The sequence below is a fragment of the Streptomyces sp. NPDC038200 genome (genome assembly GCF_055600785.1).
Window position 1 is genome coordinate 1 of the sequence record NZ_JBVJYH010000073.1, and the last position, 1,191, is coordinate 1,191.

At 69.5% G+C, this 1,191-nt stretch carries 1 protein-coding gene; it reads left to right on the forward strand.

Annotated elements, in window-relative coordinates; genetic code table 11:
* Nucleotides 1–1,191: condensation domain-containing protein (locus tag ACZ7KF_RS41565; protein ID WP_471087930.1), on the forward strand; the 1,191-nt coding region annotated here is incomplete at both ends.

Here is a 1,191-nt window from a genome sequence, read left to right on the forward strand (position 1 = left end):
CGTACAACATGCCGATCGCCTTGCGGCTGACGGGCCGGCTGGACCGGGCGGCGCTCGCGGCGGCGCTCGGTGACGTGGTCGCGCGCCACGAGAGCTTGCGTACCGTCGTCCCGGAGGGCCCCGACGGCACCCCACGCCAGCGCGTGCTCGAGATGGCGGAGTCCGCGGTCGAGCTGCCCGTGCGGCAGATCAGCGAAGAGGATGTGCCGGAGGCGGTCGCGCTGACCGCACGCCGTGGCTTCGACCTGACGTCCGAACCCCCGCTGCGAGCCGCACTGTTCGCTGTTGACGACAGCACGCACATCCTGGTGGTCGTCCTCCATCACATCGCGGGTGACGGCTGGTCGCTGGCCCCCCTCGCCCGGGACGTGGCCCTGGCCTACGAGGCCCGCGTGGGCGGCCGTGTTCCGGCCTGGAGGCCGTTGCCGGTGCAGTACGCGGACTACGCGCTGTGGCAGCGAGACCTGCTCGGCGACGACTCCGACCCGGACAGCCTGCTCAGCAAGCAGGTCGCCTACTGGACCGAACAGCTCGCCGACCTGCCGGACCAGCTGGACCTGCCCTTCGACCGACCCCGGCCCGCCGCGTCCTCGTACCAGGGCGGGACCGTTCCGGTGACCCTCGATGCCGAGCTGCACCGGAGCATCGCGGAGCTCGCCCGAGAGTCGGACGCCAGTGTGTTCATGGTGGTGCAGGCCGCCTTCGCCGCGCTGCTGTTCCGGCTGGGCGCGGGGACGGACATTCCGATCGGTACACCGGTGGCGGGCCGCACGGACGAGGCGCTGGACGACCTCGTCGGGTTCTTCGTGAACACGCTCGTGCTGCGTACCGACCTCTCCGGCGCCCCGACCTTCCGCGAACTGATCGACCGAGTAAGGGAGGCCGACCTCTCCGCGTACGGCAACCAGGACGTGCCGTTCGAGCACCTCGTGGAGGTCCTCAACCCTGTCCGTTCCCTGTCCCGGCACCCCCTGTTCCAGGTGATGCTGACCTTCCAGAACAACACCGCACCGGAACTCCGCCTGCCGGGCCTCGCTCTCCACAGCGAGTCCGCCGCGTCGGGTGCCGTGAAGTTCGACCTCTCGGTACACCTCGGCGAGGTTTTCGATGGTGTGGGTGGGCCGGCTGGGTTGTCGGGTGTGTTCGGTTTTTCGGTTGATGTGTTTGACCGGGGGACTGTTGAGGGGTTTG